Origin of the sequence: Microbacterium sp. BG28, assembly GCF_034044005.1 — a bacterium.
Classification (GTDB): Bacteria; Actinomycetota; Actinomycetes; order Actinomycetales; family Microbacteriaceae; genus Microbacterium.
Map to the genome: position 1 here is coordinate 660,726 of NZ_JAXCHA010000002.1, position 17,594 is coordinate 678,319.

Below are 17,594 nucleotides of genomic sequence, written 5' to 3' on the forward strand. Positions count from 1 at the left end.
CCCTCATCGTATGACGGTGACGCCGCCGACTACTCTCGAGCACATGCCCTCCTATCCCACGCCCGCCACCCGACGGGTCGAGTTCGATCTGCGCAAGCCGCGCTTCGCCCTGTACGCCGTGCGACCGACCGTCGTGATCGGCGGCCGCGGGCAGCCCGCGCAGTGGGGCCGCGGCACCTGGCAGGTGTCGGCGACACAGCCCGAACGCATCGGCGTCTTCCTCTTCAACCGCGTCTGGCGGTTCGGCTCGGCCGTCATCGATCTCCAACCCGACGCGCAGGCGCCGCTGGTCTACCGCGCGCCCCTCTTCCCGTTCGGTCGCGGCCGGCTTTCCTCGACCGCCGCCCCCCTCCCCTGACGACGCCTCGGGCCGCCGGCCTCTCGAGAGCGCCGATCGGATGTCGGATGCTGCGCATACGGTGACGCCATGGTCCGCTACGTCTACTGCACCGCATCCACGCTCGACGGCTACCTCGCCGACGACGCGGACAGCCGGGACTGGCTGCTCAACGTGCCCGGCGCAGAACAGGCGGGCGCCTTCGCAAGCTTCCTCGACGGCGTGGGCACGCTCGTGATGGGATCCACGACGTTCGACTGGGTGTATCGGCACGAGCGCCTCGACGAACATCCCGAGCGTTGGCATGACGCCTACGCGGACCGCCCCGCCTTCGTCTTCAGCTCACGCGAGGTTGCACCTGTGGCGGGGGCCGACATCCGTCACCTCCACGGAGCCGTCTCATCGCACCTCGCCGAGATCGACGCGGCGGCCGCGGGAGGGGACGTCTGAATCGTCGGCGGCGGCGACCTCGCCGGTCAGTTCGCTGACGCCGGACGCCTGGACCGCATCATCGTGACGTACGCTCCGGCGAACCTAGGATCGGGACGCCCCCTGCTGCCACGAAGGCTGGACTCCGCGCGATTGCGCGTCGAGGAAGCCGCCATGGACGGACCTTTCGCGCAGGTCACGCTGTCGGTGTCACCGTGACCCAGTCACCGAACTTCGGCACGCGCCCGTCGCCGGACGAACGGCCGGTGAGACGGCGTTGAACCCACGGCCCCACGTGCGTGCGATAGTACGCGAGGCCAGAGCTGGCGCGTGCGGCGGACTCGCTGGGAAGCGACCACCACGAAGGATCCGGCGTCTCGCCGAGAGACGCCAGCACGCGCGCTGCCACGCGATGATGACCCCGCGCGCTCATGTGCAGGCGGTCGTCCGACCAATATCCCCGCGAAGACAGCTCCGTGTCGGGCCAGTTCAGGGCCTGAACGACGTCCGGGCGGTTCTCGATGCGCGAGACGACCGCGGCCGAGAGCTCGTCACCACGACGCTGGATCAGGCGCCCCATCGGCAGATGCGGAGCGGGATTCGCACCGCTCAGCACGATGAGGGTCACACCCTCCTCATCGCACCGGCGCAGCACCTGATCGAAGGCATCCGCCAGGTGCGAGATGGCGGTGCGCGGTCGCAGCATGTCGTTGCCGCCACCGTTGAAGGAGAGGTGCGTGGGCCGGAGCGCGAGCGCCGGTTCCAGCTGCTCCGCGACGATCGGCCAGATCAGCTTGCCGCGGATCGCGAGGTTCGCGTAGGAGATCTCCTGACCGAGCGAGTTCGCCCAGCCCTGCGCCGTGAGGTCCGCCCACCCGCGCACACGACCGTCCTCGAGCTCGTCCCCCACCCCCTCGGTGAACGAATCGCCGATCGCGACGTACCGGATGTCGGGCACGCGTCCCCCTGTTCCGCCGGCCTCCTACGCCGGACCTGTCGAGCCTACTCGCCGGCCTCGGCCAGCAGCTCACGCACCCGAGGGGCGACCTTCGAGCCGTAGAGCTCGATCGAGTGCAGCATCTTCTCGTGTGCGAGCGTGCCGTTCGAGAACTTCAGATCGAACCGGTCGATGCCGAGTGTACGTACGGTGGTCGCGAGCTTGCGCGCCACGGTCTCCGGCGAGCCGGCGTACACGGCGCCATCGGGGCCGACGTCGTTCTGGAACTGCGCCCGGCTGTACGGCGGCCAGCCACGCTCACGTCCGATCGCGTTGCGGTTCGCCTCCATCGCGGGATACATCTCGTCCCACGCCTGCTCGTCCGTGTCGGCGACATGACCCGGCGAGTGCACGCCGACGGGCAGACGCTCCGCACCCATCGCGTCACGCGTGCGGTGGAAGAGGTCGACGTAGGGGCGGAATCGTGCCGCCGCTCCCCCGATGATCGCGAGCATCAGCGCGTATCCGTGGTGCGCGGCACGCACCACGGACTCCGGCGAGCCGCCCACGCCGACCCACGCGCGGAAGCCGTTCTCCGTCTTGGGGAAGACATCGGCGTCCTTCAGCGCGGCGCGGGTACTGCCCTGCCATGTCACCGGTCTCTCATCGCGCAGCCTGCTGAACAGATCGAGGCGCTCGTCGAACAGCACCTCGTAGTCGGCGAGGTCGAAACCGAAGAGCGGGAAGGACTCGATGAACGACCCGCGCCCGAGGATCACCTCCGCGCGCCCGTTCGAGACCGCATCCAGCGTGGCGAAGCGCTCGTACACGCGCACGGGGTCGTCTGAGGAGAGAACCGTCACGGCGGTGCCGAGGCGGATGTCGCGTGTGCGGGCCGCAGCCGCAGCCAGAACGATCTCCGGGCTCGAAACCGCGAACTCCTTGCGGTGGTGCTCCCCCACGCCGAAGAACGCCAGTCCGACCTCGTCGGCACGCACCGCCTGCTCGACCACGTTGCGGATCGTCTGAGCGTCCGTCAGCGGCACGCCCTCCGCGTCCGCGGTGACGTCACCGAAAGTGTCCAGTCCGAACTCCACGGTCATCGCGACCACCTTTCATTCAGACGGATACAACTCACGGACGGCTGCCGCCATTCCCTCAGTGAGCGCGCAACGCGTCGCGCAGCGTGTCGAGACCGACACCACCGATGTCGAGCGCCCGCTTGTGGAACTGCTTGATCGAGAAGGCTTCGCCCTGCGCCTGACGCGCATCGTCTCGGATCTGCTCCCAGATCCTCTGTCCGACCTTGTACGAGGGCGCCTGGCCCGGCCATCCGAGGTAGCGATTGACCTCGAACTGAATGAACGCGTCGGGCATGTTGACGTTCTGTCGCATGAAGGCGAGCGCGAAATCGTGGTCCCAGACGCCGGCGCCGTCGGGGCGCTGCTTGCCCAGGTGCACCCCGATGTCGAGGACCACGCGGGCCGCCCGCATCCGCTGACCGTCGAGCATGCCGAGCCGATCAGCCGGATCGTCGAGGTACCCCAGCTGCTCCATGAGACGCTCGGCGTACAGGGCCCAGCCCTCGGCGTGTCCGGAGGTTCCCGCCAGCAGACGCCGCCACGAGTTGAGCTGAGCGCGGTTGTAGACGGCCTGCGCGATCTGCAGATGGTGTCCAGGAACGCCCTCGTGGTAGACGGTGGTGAGCTCGCGCCACGTGTCGAACTCGGTCACGCCCTCGGGCACTGACCACCACATGCGGCCGGGTCGGGAGAAGTCGTCGGTCGGGCCGGTGTAGTAGATGCCGCCCTCCTGCGTCGGGGCGATCATGCACTCCAGCCGGCGGATCGGCTCCGCGATGTCGAAGTGGGTACGGCCGAGCTCGGCGACGGCGCGGTCGCTCGTCGCCTGCATCCACTCCTGCAGCGCCTGGGTGCCGTGCAGCTTGCGCGACGGGTCCGCCTCGAGATGGGCGACGGCTTCCGCGACGCTCGCACCGGGGAGAATCTCGTTCGCGATGGCCTCCTGCTCGGCGACCATTCGGGACAGCTCCTCGATGCCCCACTCGTACGTCTCGTCGAGGTCGATCTCGGCGCCCAGGAAACGACGCGAATGCAGGGCGTACAGCTCGCGCCCCACCGCATCCTGCTCGCCGGCGACAGGGGCGAGCTCTGCTGACAGGAAACGTGCGAGATCGTCGTACGCGACGCGAGCGGCGCCCGATTGATCGGCCAGCTCACGAGCGAGGGAAGCGGGCAGCTGCCCCTCTGCGGGGGCGGCATCGCCGGCATACGTCGCGAAGAATCCGGTCTCCGCGGTGTACCGCTCGATCTGGGTCACGACCTCCAGCACCTGACGACGCGCGGGGACCGTGCCCGCCGCGATGCCCGCCCGGAGGGTGGCGATGTAACCGTCGATCGCCTTGGGGAGAGCCTGGAGACGACGCGCGACGACCTCCCAGTCCTCGACCGTGTCGGTGGGCATGAGATCGAAGACCGAGCGGACGTCCTGGGCGGGCGACGCGATGACGTTGAGGTCCCGCAGGCTCGCCTGCGCGTCGTGCAGTTCGAGGTCGAGGCGCAGCTCGCGCGACAGATCGGCCTTCGTCACGCCGTCGATGTCGTCGACGGGCGCGGTCGCCTCCAGCTCGCCGAGCGTGCGGCGAGCCGCGTCGGCGAAGCGCTCCGCCCCTTCGGGTGAGTAGTCCCCGAACCGGTCGTTGTACTCGAACCGACCGATGTAGGTGGCGGTCGTGGGCGACAACTCGGCCACGGTGTCGACCCACGCGTCGGCGATGGCGTCGATGGGAGTGGAGGGGCGGGACGTTTCACTCATGGATTCGAGCCTACGCCGACGGCCGTCACTGTTCAGTGCCCGGCCGCGTTCCAATCCCCGCCGCGTCCGATCTGCACATCGAGCGGGACGGTGAGCTGCGCCGCATCCCCCATGCGCGCACGCACGATCTGCTCAGCCTGCTCCCACTCCCCCGCTGCGACCTCGACGACGAGTTCGTCGTGGATCTGCAGCAGCACCCGCGAGGCCAACCGGCGCTCCTGGAACTCCGCGTGGATGCGGAACAGCGCGATCTTCATGATGTCGGCCGCGCTCCCCTGGATGGGGGCGTTGAGTGCTGCACGCTCCGCGTTCTCGCGCAGCACTCGGTTGGGGCTGGCGAGGTCGGGGAACGGACGACGCCGCTGGAAGATCGTCTCGGTGTAGCCGTCTTCGCGGGCCTTCTCGACGGATGCGCGCAGGTAGTCGCGCACCGCGCCGAAACGCGCGAAGTACTCGCCCATCAGCTGCTTCGCCTCGGACTGCTCGATGCGCAGCTGCTTCGACAGCCCGAAAGCAGACAGTCCGTAGACGAGCCCGTACGACATCGCCTTGACCTTCGTGCGCATCTGCGATGTGACCTCCTCAGGAGTCACACCGAACACGCGCGCGCCGACGAACCGGTGCAGATCTTCGCCGGTGTTGAACGCCTCGATCAGGCCCGGGTCTTCCGACAGGTGCGCCATGATGCGCATCTCGATCTGCGAGTAGTCGGCGGTGAGGAGGGTCTCGTAGCCTTCACCCACCTGGAAGGCGGAGCGGATGCGGCGGCTCTCCTCGGTGCGGATCGGGATGTTCTGCAGATTCGGGTCGGTGCTCGAGAGACGACCCGTCTGCGAACCCGTCTGCAGATAGGTCGTGTGGATGCGGCCGTCGGACGCGATCGCCGCATCCAGCGTCTCGATGATCTGCCGCAGCTTCGTCGCCTCGCGGTGCTGCAGCAGCAGGTCGAGGAACGGATGCGGGTGCGACTCCTGCAGGTCGGCGAGGACGGCCGCATCCGTCGAGTAGCCCGTCTTCGTCTTGCGGGTCTTGGGCAGCTGGAGCTGCTCGAACAGGACCTCCTGCAGCTGCTTCGGAGAGCCGAGGTTCACCTCGCGGTCGATCGCCGCGTAGGCGCGCTGCGCCAGACCGTCTGCACGTTCGGCGAGTTCGGCCGAGAAGCCCGACAGAACGTCGTGCGACACCGCCACGCCCGCGAGCTCCATGTCGGCCAGGGCGAGCAGCGTCGGCAGCTCGATGTCGGTGAGCACCGACATCGGGCCTTCGCCCAGGGCGGCGCGCAACGGCTCGGCCACGCGGATCGTGTACCAGGCGAGCTGACCGGGGGTCGCCCCCTCGGTCTCGGGTACGAGCTGCGACGGATCGGCCTCGGGAAGCTTCTCGCCCAGGTAGCGATCGACGAGGTCGCCGAGCGACTTGTCGGGAAGACTCGGACGGATCAGCCAGCCGGCCAGGAGCGTGTCGAACGCGACGCCGGCGACTGTGAGTCCGGCGCGCCGCAGAGCTTTCACCTGGCCCTTGGCGTCGGTGAACGTCTTCGGGCGGTCGGAGGCGAGCCAGGGAGCCAGAGCCTCGGCGACGGCGTCGCTCCAGCCCGCCTCGATCACCCCGGAGTCTCGGGCGAGCCCGATGCGCACGGGCACCGAGGCACCGAGCACGACGGTCACTCCGACCTCCGCGTCTCCGGCCTCGTCGAGCCAGGCGGTCAGCATGGCGGGGTCGGTCGCCTCCATGGGAGCGGGGGCGGCGACGACCGGCGCCTCATCGGCGACGGCACTGGCCGCATCCGCTCCGGTGGCCTCGAATACGCGCGGCAGCAGCGTGCGGAACTCGAGCCGCGCGAAGATGTCACGCACACCCTGCGCGTCGATCGGACGCACGGCGAGGTCCTCCGGCGTCACGGGCAGCTCGACGTCTGTGAGCAGCCGGTTGAGGGCACGGTTGCGACGGACATCGTCGATGTGCCCCCGCAGGTTGTTGCCCACGACGCCGGTGATCTTGTCGGCGTTTGCCAGCAGCTCGTCGAGCGACCCCCACTGCGTGAGCCACTTCACGGCCGTCTTCTCGCCGACCTTGGGCACGCCCGGCAGATTGTCGCTCGTCTCCCCCACCAGCGCCGCGATCTCGGGGTACTGCGCGGGGGCCACCCCATAGCGCTCGCGTACCGTCTCGGGCGTGTAGCGCTTGAGCTGGGAGACGCCCTGCACGCTCGGGTAGAGCAGCGTCACCTCCTCGGTCACGAGCTGGATGGTGTCACGGTCGCCGGAGCAGACGAGCACGTCGTAGCCCGCAGCGACGCCTTCGGTCGCAAGGGTCGCGAGGATGTCATCGGCCTCGATGTCTTCTTTCGTCAACACCGTGACGTTCATCGCTCGCAGGCACTCCTGCAGCAGCGGGATCTGCCCGGAGAACTCCGGCGGGGTCTCGCTGCGCGTCGCCTTGTACTCCGGGTACTCCCGCGTGCGGAACGAGATCCGCGAGGTGTCGAAGGCGACCGCGAGGTGCGTCGGCTTCTCGGCCTTCAACAGGTTCACGAACATAGAGAGGAAGCCGTAGACCCCGTTCGTGTGCTGCCCGTCCTTCGTCGTGAAGTTGTCGACGGGAAGGGCGTAGAAGGCCCGGAAGGCGAGCGAATGGCCGTCGACGACCAGCAGAGTAGGCTTTTCGGAGTCCGTCACCCTGACAGCCTAGTAAGGCCGGCGGACACGACACCCCGGAGCCCAGGAGCAGCATGACCGCGCCCGAGTACACGATCGATCCGCTGGAATGGGTGACGCGCCGCGGCACGGGTGCCCTGGCCGACAAGATGGGTCTCGAGTGGCTCGAGTTCACCGCGGATCGCGCGATCGCCCGCATGCCCGTCGAAGGCAACACCCAGCCCGTGGGTCTCTTCCACGGCGGGGCGTACGTCGTGCTCGGCGAATCGCTGGGGTCGATGCACGCGAACTATCTCGCGGGCCCGGGGCGACTCGCGGTCGGGGTCGACATCAATGCGACGCACACCCGCTCGGCCACATCCGGATTCGTCACGGGAGTCTGCACTCCCCTGCACGTCGGACGCACGCTGATGGTGCACGAGATCGTCCTCTCGGACGACGCGGGGCGCCGCTGTTCGACCGTGCGCATCACCAACCTCGTGAAGGACGCCGTCGGCATCGTCTGATCCATCGGATCAGACGGCGCGCCTCACTTCTTGGGGGCGAGCTGCTCAATGATCGCCTTCGCGACGTCCTGCATCGTCAGACGACGGTCCATCGACGCCTTCTGGATCCAGCGGAACGCCTCGGGCTCGCTCAGGCCCATCTTCTCGTTCAGCAGGCCCTTGGCCCGGTCGACGAGCTTGCGGGTCTCGAAGCGCTCGACCATGTCGGCGACCTCGGCCTCGAGCGTGATGATCTGCTCGTAGCGGGCCAACGCGATCTCGATCGCGGGCAGCAGGTCGTTGGGCGTGAACGGCTTCACCACGTAGGCGAGCGCTCCGGCCTCGCTCGCGCGCTCCACGAGCTCCTTCTGGCTGAAGGCCGTGAGGAGGACGACGGGCGCGATGTGGTTCTTGTTCAGCTTCTCCGCGGCGCTGATGCCGTCGAGCTGGGGCATTTTGACGTCCATGATCACGAGGTCGGGACGCAGATCGGTGGCGAGCTGCACGGCGGTCTCGCCGTCTCCGGCCTCACCGACGACGTCGAAGCCGTTGTCGCGGAGGATCTCGACGATGTCGAGGCGGATCAACGACTCGTCCTCTGCCACCACCACGCGGCGGGGTGCGGTCGGGTTGGTCGCGGCGGTTTCCTGCTCAGTCACCTTTGAATCCTACGGCACGCGGCCACTCCGCATCCGGATGCGACACTGCCCGCGCACAGGATGCGGCCGCTCCGGGGTGTCGAGACGATCTTCCGCACCCGAGGAAATCGCTCAACCGGGCAGGACCTCCCGCGGCGGGAAGCGGTCGACCGGTGCGATAAAGTCGAACCCGGCCACATGCGTGGCCGATGCCGGCGTGGCGGAATGGCAGACGCGACCGACTCAAACTCGGTTACTCGAAAGGGTGTGTGGGTTCGACTCCCACCGCCGGCACCAATATCGTGTCGCACGCGTGCACGTCGTGTCTCACTCATGCACGTTCCCGAGGCCTCCTGTGTGAAGGGTTGAGACACGCATCCCTGTGCGGGCCGCCCCGGGTCCTTCGTGTCTCACTCGTGCAGGTTCCCGAGGCCTCCTGCGTGAAGGGTTGAGACACGCATCCCAGCGCGGGCCGCCCCGGGTCCTCCCTGTCTCACTCGTGCACGTTCCCGAGGCCTCCTGCGTGAAGTGGTGAGACACGCATGCCTGCGTCGCGCACCGCAAGTTGCACCAGACCCAAGCGCCACACAGCAGAAGGGACCTCCCCCGGTGGGGAAGGTCCCTTCTGTGCACCTCGCGGGTTACTCGCCCGACCAGATCGGGGCGCGGCCGTTGACGGCGTCACCGATCTTGTGGATGCGGATGTCGTTCGTCGAGCCGGCGATACCGGGAGGGGAACCGGAGATCACGACGACCTTGTCACCCTCCTTCGCCAGGCCCTTGGACAGGAAGAACTCGTCTACCTGCATGAACATGTGGTCGGTGTGCGGCACGTGCTCCACCAGCGCCGACTGGATGCCCCACGTGACGGCCATGCGGCGACGGATCGCCGGGTCCGGCGTGAACGCCATCATCGGGATGCTGGGACGCAGGCGCGACATGCGACGAGCGGTGTCGCCGGACTCGGTGAAGATGCACAGCCAGCTCGCCTCGACGAACTGCGCGACCTCCATCGCAGCCAGGGTGATCGCGCCACCCTGCGTGCGCGGCTTCGTGTTCAGCGGAGCGATGCGGTCGAGTCCGTGCTCCTCCGTGGAGGCCACGATGCGCGCCATCGTCTCGACGACGCCGACCGGATACTTGCCGACGCTCGTCTCGCCCGAGAGCATGACCGCGTCCGCGCCGTCGAGGACGGCGTTGGCGACGTCGCTCGTCTCGGCGCGGGTCGGGACCGGGTTCTCGATCATCGACTCGAGCATCTGCGTGGCCACGATGACCGGCTTCGCCATCCGACGGCACAGCTCGACCGCGCGCTTCTGCACGATCGGCACGGCCTCCAGCGGAAGCTCCACACCGAGGTCGCCACGAGCGACCATGATGCCGTCGAAGGCGTCGATGATCTCCTCGAGGTTGTCGACCGCCTGCGGCTTCTCGATCTTGGCGATGACCGGCACACGCCGGCCCTCTTCCGCCATGATCTCGTGCACGCGGTTCACGTCCTCGGCGTTGCGCACGAACGAGAGCGCGATGATGTCCGCACCCGCGTTCAGGCCCCAACGAAGATCGGCCTCGTCCTTCTCCGACAGGGCGGGGACGTTGACGGCCACGCCGGGCAGGTTGATGCCCTTGTTGTTGGAGACGGGGCCGGCGACGATGACCTTCGTGGTGACGACGGTGCCATCGGTCTCGATGACCTCGACGCGCACCTTGCCGTCGTCGATCAGGAGGAAGTCACCCGGCTTCACGTCCTGCGGCAGGCCCTTGAAGGTCGTCGAGACGATCTCCTTCGTGCCGAGGATGTCCTCGACCGTGATCTTGAAGATGTCACCCACGGCGAGCTCGTGAGGTCCATCGGCGAACTTGCCGAGGCGGATCTTGGGCCCCTGCAGGTCGACGAGGATCGCGACGGCGGAGCCGGCGTCCTCTGCGGCACGGCGCACGTTCGCGAAGTTCGCGTCGTGGACCGAGTAGTCACCATGACTGAGGTTGAGGCGGGCGACGTTCACACCTGCGTCGATGATCGCGCGGACCATCTCGTAGGAGGAAGTTGCCGGGCCTAGGGTTGCGACGATTTTCGCGCGTCTCATCCGAGTTCGAACTCCGGGTCTTTTAGCGATGAAGGGGATGCAGGTTCAGCCTACGCGGGCTGCAACCCGATCGCGATATCGGTGGGCCGTACAGGAGCGGGCAATGCGGTGGAACCCATCAGGTAGCGGTCGACGGATGCGGCCGCCGCACGCCCTTCGGCGATCGCCCACACGATGAGCGACTGGCCGCGTCCCGCGTCACCGGCCACGAACACGCCGGGCGTGGTGGTCTGGTACGCGTCGTCGCGCTCGAGGTTGCCGCGCGAGGTGAACTGCGTCTGCAGCTGCCCCTCGAGCTCCGTGCGCTCCGGACCCGTGAAACCCATTGCGATGAGCACGAGGTCGGCCGGGATCTCCCGCTCGGTGCCGCTCTTGGGCACGCGGCGTCCGTCGACGAACTCGGTCTCGGCCACGCGCAGTGCGCGCACCTCCCCGACCTCGTTCGAGAGGAACTCGACGGTGGAGGCCAGGAAGACCCGCTCGCCGCCCTCTTCGTGTGCGGACTGCACCTCGAAGATCGTGGGTGTCGTCGGCCAGGGCTGGGCATCCGGGCGGGATGCGGGAGGCTGCTTGCCGATGGCGAGGTTCGTCACGCTCAGCGCGCCCTGACGGTGCGCGGTGCCGATGCAGTCGGCGCCGGTGTCGCCACCGCCGATGACGACGACGTGCTTGCCCTCGGCGCTGATCTGCGTGTGGAGCTTCTCCCCCGCCACCGCGCGGTTCGACTCGACCAGGTACTCCATCGCGAAGTGCACGCCCGCCAGGTCGCGCCCCGGGATGGAGAGATCGCGCGGCACCGTGGAGCCGGTCGCGACGACGACAGCGTCGTACCGGCTGCGCAGGTCGTCCCACGTGATGTCGCGTCCGATCTCGACGCCGGCACGGAACCTCGTTCCCTCGTCCTGCATCTGACGAAGACGCAGCTCCAGGTGGCGCTTCTCCATCTTGAAGTCGGGGATGCCGTAGCGCAGCAGACCGCCGATGCGGTCGTCGCGCTCGAACACCGCGACCGTGTGACCGGCTCGGGTCAGCTGCTGAGCCGCGGCGAGACCCGCGGGTCCGGAACCGACCACGGCGACCGTCTTGCCCGTGAGCCGCTCCGGCGGCTCCGGCTCGACCCATCCGTGGGAGAAGGCCTCGTCGATGATCGACACTTCGACCTGCTTGATGGTCACGGCCGGCTGGTTGATGCCCAGCACGCACGCGCTCTCGCAGGGAGCGGGGCACAGCCGTCCGGTGAACTCCGGGAAGTTGTTGGTCGCGTGCAGACGCTCGATCGCGCTGCGGCCCTCACCGCGCCAGGTCAGGTCGTTCCACTCCGGGATGAGGTTTCCCAACGGGCATCCCTTGTGACAGAACGGGATACCGCAGTCCATGCACCGACCGGCCTGGCGGCGCAGCACGGCCGAGTCGCCGGGCTCATAGACCTCTTTCCAGTCCATAATGCGCACGGGAACGGGACGCCGCGCGGGAAGCTCCCGCTCGGTCACCTTCAAAAAGCCCTTGGGGTCAGCCACCGGTCACCTCCATGATGCGGCTCCACACGATGTCGCCGTCGGGGTCGAGCCCCTCCGCCAACGCCTCCTCGCGGGTCTGCAGCACCGCTGCGTAATCGCGCGGCATGACCCGCACGAAGTTCTTCACTTCCTCCTCGAAGTCCTCGAGGAGCGATGCCGCCAGAGACGAGTCCGTCTCCGCGGTGTGGCGCTCGAGCAGATCGCGCAGGATCGCGGCGTCGCCGGATCCCAGCTCCCCCAGCTCGAGCTCGCCCGAGACGAGAGACTCGCGGTTCACCAGGTTCTCGTCCAGGCGGTACACATAGGCGGTGCCGCCCGACATTCCGGCGCCGAGGTTGCGGCCGGTCGTTCCGAGGATCACGGCGAGACCGCCGGTCATGTACTCCAGGGCGTGGTCGCCCACACCCTCCACGACAGCGGTCGCACCCGAGTTGCGCACCAGGAAGCGCTCGCCCACGACGCCGCGCAGGAACATGGTGCCCTGCGTCGCGCCGTAGCCGATGACGTTGCCCGCGATGACGTTCTGCGCGGCGTCGAAGCTCGATCCGCGAGGCGGACGCACCACGATCTGACCGCCGGAGAGACCCTTTCCGACGTAGTCGTTGGAGTCTCCCTCGAGGCGCAGCGTGATCCCCGACGGCATGAAGGCGCCGAAGGACTGGCCTGCGGATCCGGTGAGGTTCACAACGATCGAACCGCTCGGCAGCCCGTTCGCACCGCGCGCCTTCGTGACGTGGTGTCCCAGCATCGTGCCGACGGCGCGCTCGGTGTTGCGCACCGGCAGCGTGATCTCGACCGTTCCGCCGTGCGCGATGACATCCTGCGCGCGCTCGATGAGAGTGACGTCGAAGTGTTTCTCGAGCTCGTGCAGCTGCTCGCGGGCGTTGCGGCGCGGCTCGTCCTCGGCGAACGCAGGGCCCTCCAGGACGGGAGCCAGATCGAGGCCGCTCGCCTTCCAGTGCTCGATCGCACCGTTGACGTCCAGCAGCTCGTTGTGGCCGATCGCCTCGTCGAGCGATCGGAACCCGAGCTCGGCGAGGTACTCGCGCACCTCCTGAGCGATGAACTCCATGAAGTTCACGACGAACTCGGGCTTGCCGGTGAAACGCTCACGCAGAACCGGGTTCTGCGTCGCGACTCCCACCGGGCACGTGTCGAGATGGCACACGCGCATCATGACGCAGCCCGAGACCACGAGCGGCGCGGTCGCGAATCCGAACTCCTCGGCGCCCAGAAGCGCACCGATGATCACGTCGCGGCCGGTCTTGAGCTGCCCGTCGACCTGCACGACCACGCGATCGCGCATGCCGTTGAGCATGAGCGTCTGCTGCGTCTCGGCGAGACCCAGCTCCCATGGGGTTCCCGCGTGCTTGAGCGAGTTGAGCGGGCTGGCACCCGTTCCGCCGTCGAACCCGGAGACCAGGATGACGTCGGCCAGGGCCTTCGCCGTGCCCGCGGCGACCGCGCCGATGCCCGACTGGCTCACGAGCTTCGCATGCACCCGGGCCGTCGGGTTCGCGCGTTTGAGGTCGAAGATCAGCTGCTTGAGGTCCTCGATCGAATAGATGTCGTGATGCGGAGGCGGCGAGATGAGCCCGACTCCGGGCGTGCCGCCGCGGGTGCGCGCGACCCACGGGTAGACCTTCTGCGGGGGCAGCTGTCCACCCTCACCGGGCTTCGCACCCTGCGCGAGCTTGATCTGGATGTCGTCGGCCTCGGTGAGGTACAGGCTGGTGACACCGAAACGGCCCGACGCCACCTGCTTGATCGCGCTGCGCCGCTCCGGATCGAGCAGACGCTCGACGTCCTCACCGCCCTCGCCCGTGTTCGACTTGCCGCCGATGCGGTTCATCGCGATCGCGAGCGTCTCGTGCGCTTCCTTGGAGATCGAGCCGTAGCTCATCGCTCCGGTGGAGAAGCGCTTCACGATCGCCGAGATGGGCTCGACCTCGTCGATCGGCACGGGAGGGCGGAGGCCGGTGCGCAGGCCGAACATGCCGCGCAGCGTCTTGAGCTCGCTCGCCTGATCGTCCACGAGCTTCGTGTACTCGCGGAAGATGTCGTAACGGCGCTCGCGCGTCGCGTGCTGCAGCCGGAAGACGGTGTCCGGGTTGAACAGGTGCGGCGAGCCGTCCCGACGCCATTGGTACTCGCCGCCGGTCCACAGTCGCTCATGCGCGCGCGCTGCCGCATCCTCCGGATACGCGAAGGCGTGGCGTGCCGCGTTCTCGGCAGCGATGACATCCAGCCCCACACCGCCCAGCTTCGACTCGGTGCCGGTGAAGTAGGACGCGATGAACTCCTCGGACAGTCCGACCGCCTCGAAGACCTGCGCCCCGGCGTAGGACGAGACCGTGGAGATGCCCATCTTCGACATGATCTTCAGAACGCCCTTGCCGAGCGCCTTGATCAGGTTCTTGACCGCCTTCTCGGGTGAGATGCCCGTGATGAACCCGGCGCGCACGAGGTACTCGACGCTCTCCATCGCCAGGTAGGGGTTCACCGCCGAGGCTCCGTAGCCGATGAGGGTGGCCACGTGGTGCACCTCGCGCACGTCACCCGCCTCGACCACGAGACCGACCTTCATGCGGGTCTCGTTGCGGATGAGATGGTGGTGCACGGCCGCGAGCATCAGCAGCGACGGGATGGGTGCCAGGTCCGCGTTGGAGTCGCGATCGCTGAGCACGATGAACTCGGCACCGTCCTCGATGGCACGATCGACCTCAGCGCACATCTGCGTGAGGCGCTTCTCCATCCCCTTCGCCCCGGCCTGCACGCGGTAGAGGCCGCGGATGGTGGCGGAGGTGCGACCCGGGAGCGCCGTGTCGATGTGCTGGATCTTCGCGAGCTCGTCGTTGTCGATCACCGGGAAGTCGAGCGTGACGGTGCGCGCGTGCTCCGCACCCCAGCTCAGCAGGTTCGGCTCGGGGCCGAGGCCCAGCGACAGCGAGGTCACGACCTCCTCGCGAATCGAGTCCAGCGGCGGGTTGGTCACCTGCGCGAACTGCTGGGTGAAGTAGTCGAACAGGAGCCGGGGGCGCTCGCTCAGGACCGCGACGGGCGTGTCGCTGCCCATCGCGCCCAACGGTTCGGCGCCCGTCTGCCCCATGGGAGTCAGGAGGATGCGCACCTCCTCCTCCGTGTATCCGAAGGTGCGCTGACGCCGCGTGATGGAAGCGATCGGATGCACGATGTGCTCGCGCTCGGGGAGCTCGGAGAGGCGCACACGACCGGCATCCAGCCACTCCTGCCACGGCTGGAGGGTCGCGAGTTCATTCTTGATCTCGTCGTCCTCGATGATGCGGCGCTGAGCCGTGTCGACGAGAAACATGCGACCGGGTCGCAGCCGACCGCGGCGCTTGATGCGCTCCGGCTCGAAGTCGAGCACGCCGGTCTCGCTGCCGATGACGACCAGGCCGTCGGTCGTCTCCGTCCAGCGTCCCGGACGAAGGCCGTTGCGGTCGAGGGTGGCGCCCACGACGGTGCCGTCGGTGAAGATCAGGGCTGCAGGGCCGTCCCAGGGCTCCATCTGCATGGAGTGGTACTCGTAGAACGACCGCAGCTTCGGGTCCATGTCGGGCTGCTTCTCGTACGCCTCCGGGACCATCATCATGATGGCGTGCGGCAGGCTGCGGCCTGTGAGCGTCAGAAGCTCCAGCACCTCGTCGAACGACGCCGAGTCGCTGGCTCCGTCGGTGCAGATCGGCAGGAGCGGACGGATGTCGCCCAGCACCTCGGATTCGAGCTGCGACTGGCGCGCCCGCATCCAGTTGCGGTTGCCGTTGACCGTGTTGATCTCGCCGTTGTGAGCGACCATCCGCAGAGGCTGCGCGAGCGGCCACGACGGGAACGTGTTGGTCGAGTAGCGGGAGTGGACGACGGCGAGCTCGGAGGCGAAGCGCTCGTCCTGCAGGTCGGGATAGAAGGGCTCGAGCTGCAGCGTCGTGACCATGCCCTTGTACCCGAGCGTGCGGCTGGAGAGCGAGACGAAGTAGGCGTCGAGCTCGTTGCGGGCGCGCTTGCGGAGCCGGAACACGCGGCGGTCCAGGTCGATGCCGCTGAGCGCGGGCGCGTCGCCCACGGCCGGGCGCGACAGGAAAAGCTGCTCGAACGCCGGGCGTGCCTCGAGGGCGAGCTTGCCGAGGTGCTCCTCCTCCGTGGGCACCTCGCGCCAGCCCAGCACCACGAGGTTCTCGCTCGCCGCGATGCGCTCGATGCCGGCCTTCTGCGCGGCGCGCTCCTCACCGTCGCGCGGCAGGAACGCGAGACCCGCCGCGTACTCCCCCACCGGCGGCAGGTCGAAGTCCACGACGGCGCGCAGGAACGCGTCCGGCATCTGCGTGAGGATGCCCGCTCCGTCGCCGGTGCCGGCGTCGGAGCCGATCGCGCCGCGATGCTCCAGGTTGCGAAGCGCCGTGAGCGCGAGATCGATGATGTCGTGGCCCGCCTCGCCGCGAAGGGTCGCGACCATGGCCAGACCACACGCGTCCTTCTCGAACGCCGGGTTGTACATGCCCTGCTTGGCAGGGAAGGCGCCGAAGCCCGCAGATCCGGGGGCGCTGTGACGGGGGCTCGAAGCCATACCAACCGTCCTCGATTGTTGCTGTTGCTGGGACGACGTCGGCCCGGAGAGTTACTTGGCGGCGGTGCTTGTGGCGCTGCCAGTGGTGATGGTTTCGTCGGCGGGGGGTGCGCTCACATCGACGAAGTCCTCGGTGTTCTGCGATTGTACAGCCGACTTGTCCACCCACTCGCGACCGGGCCGGTACGGCGAGGCCTCCAAGCCCGTGTGACGCACTCTCTGGACGACGAGGATGACGAGTCCGAGGATGACGCCGAAGATGGCAGCCCACACGTTCGAGCGCAGCCCGAGGAACACCTCACTCGGGTCGATACGGATGTTCTCCCAGACGATACGGCCCGCCGAGTACCAGACGAGGTAGAGACCGAACTGCCGACCCCATTGGAGCGTGAAGCGCTTGCCGGCCCACAGGATGACGGCCGCCCCCAAGAGATTCCAGATGACCTCGTAGAGGAAGGTCGGCTGGAAAAGCGTGCTCTCTGGCAGTCCGACGGGGATCGCATCGTTCGGTCGGGCGATCTCCAGCCCCCACCACCCGTCGGTCGGCTGACCGAACAGCTCCTGGTTGAAGTAGTTGCCGAAGCGGCCCATCGCCTGGGCGATGATGAGCCCGGGGGCGAGCGCGTCGGCGAAGCTCCAGAATCGGATCCCGGTCCAGCGACAGCCGATGAGCGCGCCGATCGCGCCGCCGATGAGGGCGCCGTAGATCGCGATACCGCCCTCCCAGATGGCCCACACCGATCCGGGCTCGAACGGGTTCCAGGTGTTCTTGCCGTCGCCGAAGTAGAACCCCGGGTGCGTGAGCACGTGGAAGATCCGTGCACCGATGAGCGCGAGCGGAATCGCGAACAGAGCGATGTCCACAACGACCCAGGGTTCGCCGCCGCGCTTGGTCAGGCGCCTGTTCGTGAGGAGCGTGGCCACAACGATGCCGGCGATGATGCACAGCGCGTAGAAGCGGATCTCCGGGCCGCCCGGCCACAGGTTGAATCCGTTGATCGGAGGGCTCGGGATGCTGGCGAGCACGCCTGCGGGCGCGCTCGTGAGGGCGAACGTCATGACGACGAGTCTAAAGGCGTCGATGGGGCAC

General features: G+C 68.0%; 13 protein-coding genes and 1 tRNA gene. 5 read left to right on the plus strand and 9 right to left on the minus strand.

Translation table 11 applies throughout. The features are described 5' to 3' along the window. The first annotated feature begins 43 nt into the window (after positions 1-43). The 3 genes from SK224_RS09090 (at position 44) to SK224_RS09100 (ending at position 985) form a co-directional block, all read left to right on the plus strand. Positions 44-358 (plus strand): hypothetical protein, encoded by a 315-nt coding sequence (locus SK224_RS09090; RefSeq protein ID WP_320434391.1) that lies wholly within the window; start codon positions 44-46, stop codon positions 356-358. A 69-nt stretch (positions 359-427) separates the two neighbouring features. Then, positions 428-787, plus strand: a complete 360-nt coding sequence (locus tag SK224_RS09095; RefSeq protein ID WP_320434392.1) for a hypothetical protein — start codon at positions 428-430, stop codon at positions 785-787. Beyond that, positions 788-985 (plus strand): dihydrofolate reductase family protein, encoded by a 198-nt coding sequence (locus SK224_RS09100; protein ID WP_320434741.1) that lies wholly within the window; start codon positions 788-790, stop codon positions 983-985. Here the strand turns inward: SK224_RS09100 and SK224_RS09105 are convergent. The 4 genes from SK224_RS09105 to polA are packed head-to-tail and all read right to left on the minus strand — an operon-like array spanning position 963 to position 7,216. Further along, positions 963-1,724, minus strand: coding sequence for an SGNH/GDSL hydrolase family protein (locus SK224_RS09105; RefSeq protein ID WP_320434393.1), 762 nt, complete (start codon positions 1,722-1,724; stop codon positions 963-965). The two genes, SK224_RS09100 and SK224_RS09105, sit on opposite strands and share 23 nt — an antisense overlap. Positions 1,725-1,768: 44 nt before the next feature. Next, positions 1,769-2,806 carry an LLM class flavin-dependent oxidoreductase gene (locus tag SK224_RS09110; RefSeq protein ID WP_320434394.1) on the minus strand — a complete coding sequence of 346 codons (1,038 nt, stop codon included), beginning with the start codon at positions 2,804-2,806 and terminating at the stop codon, positions 1,769-1,771. A gap of 55 nt (positions 2,807-2,861) precedes the next feature. Then, entirely contained in the window at positions 2,862-4,538 is a 1,677-nt protein-coding gene (locus SK224_RS09115; protein ID WP_320434395.1) for a DUF885 domain-containing protein, read from the minus strand. Between the two features lie 32 nt (positions 4,539-4,570). Then, entirely contained in the window at positions 4,571-7,216 is a 2,646-nt protein-coding gene (polA, locus tag SK224_RS09120) for a DNA polymerase I (RefSeq protein ID WP_320434396.1), read from the minus strand. 53 nt (positions 7,217-7,269) lie between these two features. Here polA and SK224_RS09125 point away from each other — a divergent pair, with 53 nt between their 5' ends. Continuing rightward, positions 7,270-7,701 (plus strand): hotdog fold thioesterase, encoded by a 432-nt coding sequence (locus tag SK224_RS09125; protein WP_320434397.1) that lies wholly within the window; start codon positions 7,270-7,272, stop codon positions 7,699-7,701. 23 nt (positions 7,702-7,724) lie between these two features. Here SK224_RS09125 and SK224_RS09130 read toward each other — a convergent pair whose 3' ends face one another. Continuing rightward, positions 7,725-8,339: an ANTAR domain-containing response regulator gene (locus tag SK224_RS09130; protein ID WP_137416998.1), complete on the minus strand. Its 615-nt coding sequence runs from the start codon at positions 8,337-8,339 to the stop codon at positions 7,725-7,727. A gap of 190 nt (positions 8,340-8,529) precedes the next feature. On the opposite strand from SK224_RS09130, the gene SK224_RS09135 reads away from it, so the two are divergent. Continuing rightward, positions 8,530-8,615 (plus strand) — tRNA-Leu (locus SK224_RS09135). 344 nt (positions 8,616-8,959) lie between these two features. Here the strand turns inward: SK224_RS09135 and pyk are convergent. Genes pyk through lgt form a run of 4 tightly spaced genes read right to left on the minus strand, consistent with a single transcriptional unit; the run spans position 8,960 to position 17,563 of the window. Next, positions 8,960-10,405 (minus strand): pyruvate kinase, encoded by a 1,446-nt coding sequence (pyk, locus tag SK224_RS09140; protein WP_309731591.1) that lies wholly within the window; start codon positions 10,403-10,405, stop codon positions 8,960-8,962. A 50-nt stretch (positions 10,406-10,455) separates the two neighbouring features. Beyond that, positions 10,456-11,922, minus strand: a complete 1,467-nt coding sequence (locus SK224_RS09145; RefSeq protein ID WP_234072859.1) for a glutamate synthase subunit beta — start codon at positions 11,920-11,922, stop codon at positions 10,456-10,458. After that, on the minus strand, positions 11,915-16,504 hold the full coding sequence (gene gltB / locus SK224_RS09150; RefSeq protein WP_320434398.1) for a glutamate synthase large subunit: 4,590 nt from the start codon (positions 16,502-16,504) through the stop codon (positions 11,915-11,917). Before gltB ends, SK224_RS09145 begins: the two co-directional genes overlap by 8 nt. A gap of 51 nt (positions 16,505-16,555) precedes the next feature. Further along, the gene (gene lgt / locus SK224_RS09155; protein WP_320434399.1) at positions 16,556-17,563 is read right to left on the minus strand and encodes a prolipoprotein diacylglyceryl transferase; all 1,008 of its coding nucleotides are present in this window, start codon (positions 17,561-17,563) and stop codon (positions 16,556-16,558) included. Between the last annotated feature and the right edge of the window lie 31 nt (positions 17,564-17,594).